The sequence below is a fragment of the Gammaproteobacteria bacterium genome, assembly GCA_037388465.1.
In the GTDB taxonomy this organism is placed as follows: Bacteria; Pseudomonadota; Gammaproteobacteria; order SpSt-1174; family SpSt-1174; genus JARRKE01.
In genome coordinates this window covers 1-4,177 of the sequence record JARRKE010000146.1, presented here as the reverse complement: position 1 = coordinate 4,177, position 4,177 = coordinate 1, and the positions used below count along the sequence as shown (strand labels likewise).

At 65.5% G+C, this 4,177-nt stretch carries 5 protein-coding genes; 1 reads left to right on the top strand and 4 read right to left on the bottom strand.

All coding sequences use genetic code 11. The features are described from left to right. Positions 1-282, top strand: a 282-nt coding sequence (locus P8Y64_14425) for a BON domain-containing protein (protein ID MEJ2061643.1), incomplete at its 5' end; no start/stop codon positions are given. A gap of 4 nt (positions 283-286) precedes the next feature. Here P8Y64_14425 and P8Y64_14420 read toward each other — a convergent pair. The 4 genes from P8Y64_14420 to P8Y64_14405 all read right to left on the bottom strand — a co-directional run. Then, positions 287-2,944, bottom strand: a complete 2,658-nt coding sequence (locus tag P8Y64_14420) for a cation-translocating P-type ATPase (protein ID MEJ2061642.1) — start codon at positions 2,942-2,944, stop codon at positions 287-289. A gap of 10 nt (positions 2,945-2,954) precedes the next feature. After that, positions 2,955-3,509, bottom strand: a complete 555-nt coding sequence (locus P8Y64_14415) for a hypothetical protein (protein MEJ2061641.1) — start codon at positions 3,507-3,509, stop codon at positions 2,955-2,957. A 64-nt stretch (positions 3,510-3,573) separates the two neighbouring features. Further along, a complete protein-coding gene (locus P8Y64_14410; protein MEJ2061640.1) occupies positions 3,574-3,852 on the bottom strand; it encodes a DUF211 domain-containing protein in 279 nt (92 codons plus the stop codon). A gap of 88 nt (positions 3,853-3,940) precedes the next feature. Beyond that, positions 3,941-4,177: GIY-YIG nuclease family protein (locus tag P8Y64_14405; GenBank protein MEJ2061639.1), on the bottom strand; the 237-nt coding region annotated here is incomplete at its 5' end.

Here is a 4,177-nt window from a genome sequence, read left to right as displayed (position 1 = left end):
GTGCTGACCTGGTGGACGGCCGGCTGCGAGCTGGTCATCAACCAGCTTCACGTCACGCCGCCGGAAGCCGACAGCGACGGGGAGCTCATCGACGCCATCCAGACCATTCTCGAAAAGGACCCCTTCGTCCATGCGGACCATTTCACCCTGCGCGCCGACCACGGCACGGTGACCCTGAGCGGCCACGTGGCGAGCGACGAGGAGCGCCGCCTGGCGGTGCTGGATGCGTGGTACGTGCCGGGCGTGCACGAGGTGATCAACAAGATCACCGTCGGCCGCTGAATGATTACGACGACACGTAAAGCACGCCGCGCCGCACCAGCCATTTTTCGATCTCCACCGCGAACAGGACCACCAGCGGCAGAATCAGGCAAATCGCCAGTTCCTGAAGGCTCAGCGGCGCGGTCTTGAAGATCGGGTTGAACACCGGCACGTAGAGTACTGCCAGCTGCAATAAGACCGTCAGGACAACCGCCCCAAGCAGGGGGCGGTTGCTCCAGATACCCATGCTGAACAGCGATTCGCGTTCCGAACGGATCGCCAGCACGTGCGTCAGCTGTGAGAAGGTCAGCACCGTGAAGACGATGCTCTGCCAGTGCCCGTTGTTATGCTGCAGCGCCCAGGCCTGCGCCAGAATCGTCAGCCCGCCGATCAGAATGCCGACCCAGATCATGTGCTGCCACATGCCGTGGGCGAAGATGCTCTCCTTCGGCGCCCGCGGCGGACGCGCCATAATGGCCCGTTCCGCGCGTTCCGTTCCCAGGGCCAGCCCGGGCAGGCCGTCGGTGAGCAGGTTGATCCACAGGATATGGACCGGCAGCAGCGGCAGCGGCAGGCCCAGAAACGGCGCCAGGAACAACACCCAGATCTCGCCGGCGTTGGTGGTCATGGCGTATTTCACGAACTTGCGGATGTTGTCGTAGATGCGCCGCCCTTCCCGTACCGCCGCCACGATGGTGGCGAAATTGTCGTCCAGCAGCACCATGGCGGCCGCCTCGCGGGCGACGTCCGTACCCTTGCCGCCCATCGCCACACCGATGTCGGCGCGCTTGAGCGCCGGTGCATCGTTCACCCCGTCGCCGGTCATGGCCACGATCTCGCCCCGCCCCTGCAGCGCCTGTACGATGCGGATCTTCTGCTCCGGCGAAACGCGCGCATAAACCCCGACCTGGGTGACCAGACGCTCGAACCCGGCATCGTCCAGCGCCGTCAGCTCCGCCCCGGTCAGGATGCGATCCCCCGGCGCCGCAATCTTCAGGCGTTCGGCAATCGCCCGTGCCGTGCCCGGATGATCGCCGGTGATCATGACCGGCCGGATGCCGGCCGAGCGGCAGTCGGCGACGGCCTGGGCGGCCTCCTCGCGTGGAGGATCGAGCAGAGCCACCAGGCCCAGCAGAGTCAGTTCCGACTCCACCGCTGCTGCATCCAGCACTTCGGGTACCGTTTCGAGCCGGCGACAGGCGACCGCCAGCACGCGGTAGCCCTCGTTGCTCAGCGACTCGGCCTCGGCCAGCCAGGCGTTGTGGACAAGGGGTTCCGGGCCCGTGTCGGTCAGCACGTTCACGCAGCGCGGGATGACGGCTTCGGGTGCGCCCTTGCTGTAAACCGCCACCCCGCTGTCGAGCCGGTGCAGGGTGGACATGCTCTTGCGTTCGCTGTCGAAGGCCAGCTCCGCCAGCCGCGGCATGGTTTGGGAGAGTGCAGCCTTGTCGAAACCGGCGCGGGTGGCCGCCTCGAACAGGGCCACCTCGGTCGGATCGCCGAACAGTTGCGTTTCGCCCGCCTGATCCGCGCGCATGTACACGTCATTGTTCAATGCCAGGGCCTGCCCCAGCGATCGCCAGGGGGACGCCGGATCGATGGCGTCCGGGAAAGCTGTATGCCGCGCGCCAGCCACGAACAGGACTTCGAGACGCATGCGGTTTTCGGTCAACGTGCCGGTCTTGTCGGAACAGATGTAAGTCACCGATCCCAGCGTCTCCACCGCGGGCAGATGCCTGATCAGGGCCCGGGCCCGGCTCATGCGGCGCGCCCCGAGCGCCAGGGCCACGGTGACTACCGCCGGCAGGGCCTCCGGAATGGCCGCCACGGCGAGGCTGACGGCGGTCAGAAACATCAGCAGCGTCGGTTCGCCGCGCAGCAGACCGCCGGCGAAGATCAGCGCGCAGATGGCAAGCACCGCCAGGGCCAGACGCTGGCCGAAACGCGCCAGCCGCCGCTGCAGCGGCGTCTTCACGTCGCCGGTCTCCCTGAGCAGGACGGCGATGCGCCCGAGTTCGGTGTTCAGACCCGTCGCCACCACGACACCGGTGGTGCGCCCACGCAGCACGGCCGTACCCTTGAAGGCCATGTTGTGCCGGTCGCCGATCGGCAGTTCGGTATCGGGCAGCAGGTCGCAATGCTTCTGCACGGCGACCGATTCCCCCGTCAGTGCCGCTTCGTCGGTGACCAGGTCGTGAGCCTCCACCAGCCGCAGGTCGGCGGGAACGGCATCGCCCGCCTCCAGCACGACGACGTCGCCGGTGACGAGCTCGCGGGCGGGGACGGTTTGCATGGCTGTGTCGCGAACGATGCGCAGTGCCGCGACGGCCTGTTCGGCGCGATACTCCTGGACCGTACCGATGATCGCATTGAGCAGGACGATCACCAGGATGACGCTGGTGTCGCTCAGCGAACCGATGAGGCCGGAGATGACCGACGCGGCCAGCAGCACGAGAATCATGAAATCCATGAACTGGCCCAGGAACATCCGCCACAGTGAACGACGGCGCCCCTCGGGTATCTCGTTCGGTCCTTCCCGCTGCAGGCGCTCGCCGGCATCGCCGGCTTTCAACCCGTGGCGCACGTCCACGCCGAAACGTTCCGCAACCACCTGTGGCGTCAGCGTGTGCCAGGCCGGCTCGTTGGAATTGCGCGGTTCCTTGGACGCAGATGCACCCGTCATGGCAAGGCGTTCAGATCCTGAATGACCAGATCAGCAAGGCGGTGAGCGCGGCGACGGCCAGGGTCTTCAGGCCACTGAAGAACCACGAGATCCCGCTGACGCGGCCGAGAAAGACCCCCAGCATGAAGATGACGACAAAGCTGACCGCAATGCTGGCGACGAAGGGATCCATAGGCAGGGCGATGCCCCAGTGGGCGAACCACAGCGGCAGGATGATGACCAGCGCCATGAAAAACGGCGCGAAGCCGTTCACGCCGGCAATCAGCCAGGGAACGATGCGGGCGGCACGGGCATGAGTGGATTCGCTGAGGCTGGTCATCATCGCCCGTTCGAGCGATGCCAGTTCGCGCCGTTTCTCGGCCGCCTCGCTGACGTAGGCGCTGGACAAGCCGCTCATGGCCAGCGCGATGGCGGTGCCCAGGCAGGCGGTGATGGCCGTCTGGATGTCCTGCATGCGGCTGACGTAAAACCCCATGTTCAGGCCCAGCATGGTCAGGGCGCCATCGAAGCCGTTGACCACGAAATAGCGCCGGGCTATGGAGGCTGCGCGCGTAATGCGCAGCATGAGACGTATGTTCGCGATCGGCCCCATGGCTAGCGGGATGGGTAACAGGTTCGCTCAGCGGCGTTCAGTCATCCGAATCCGCCGAACCGGTGTTCAGAACATCCACCTCGTCGATGGAGTGCAGCGAGGCGCCCAGGTCGGCGATGGCGTCGGTAATCGAGTTGAAGGAAATGAGTTCGCCCTCTATCACCACCTGCAGGGTTTCGGTACGCTCGTCCATCTCATCCACCCGCAGCATGACCCGGCAGCCGGGCATACGCTCCGCCATGGCGGAGGCGAACTCCAAGGCCCCCGGATGATGCGGCTTGAGTATGTCCAGCACGATTCTCTGCAGTTTGATCATGCACACCTCGACGACGGCGGATTCGAAAATGGATGGCGTAGCTGCAAGATTACCCCGAAACCCGCCTGCCGTGCCCGGCCGTGAGGGATCAGGACGACAGCGAGCGGCACAGGGCACGCTTGGCGGAGGTCTTCATGCGTTTGATGGCCGACTCCCGCATCTGGGCGGAAGAACGCGACGAATGTTCCTCAAAATAAACGAGTTCAACCGGACGGCGGCTGCGGGTATAGCGCGAACCGCCCTGCAACAGCCCGTTGTGCTGCGCGACGCGCCGTTCGAGGTCGGTGGTGACCCCCGTATAAAGCGAGCGGTCGCTGCATTCGAG

Coding starts and splice junctions, on each gene's coding strand:
- P8Y64_14420 (MEJ2061642.1), bottom strand. CDS start 2,944: ATGACGGGTGCATCTGCGTCCAAGGAACCGCGCAATTCCAACGAGCCG.
- P8Y64_14415 (MEJ2061641.1), bottom strand. CDS start 3,509: ATGCTGCGCATTACGCGCGCAGCCTCCATAGCCCGGCGCTATTTCGTG.
- P8Y64_14410 (MEJ2061640.1), bottom strand. CDS start 3,852: ATGATCAAACTGCAGAGAATCGTGCTGGACATACTCAAGCCGCATCAT.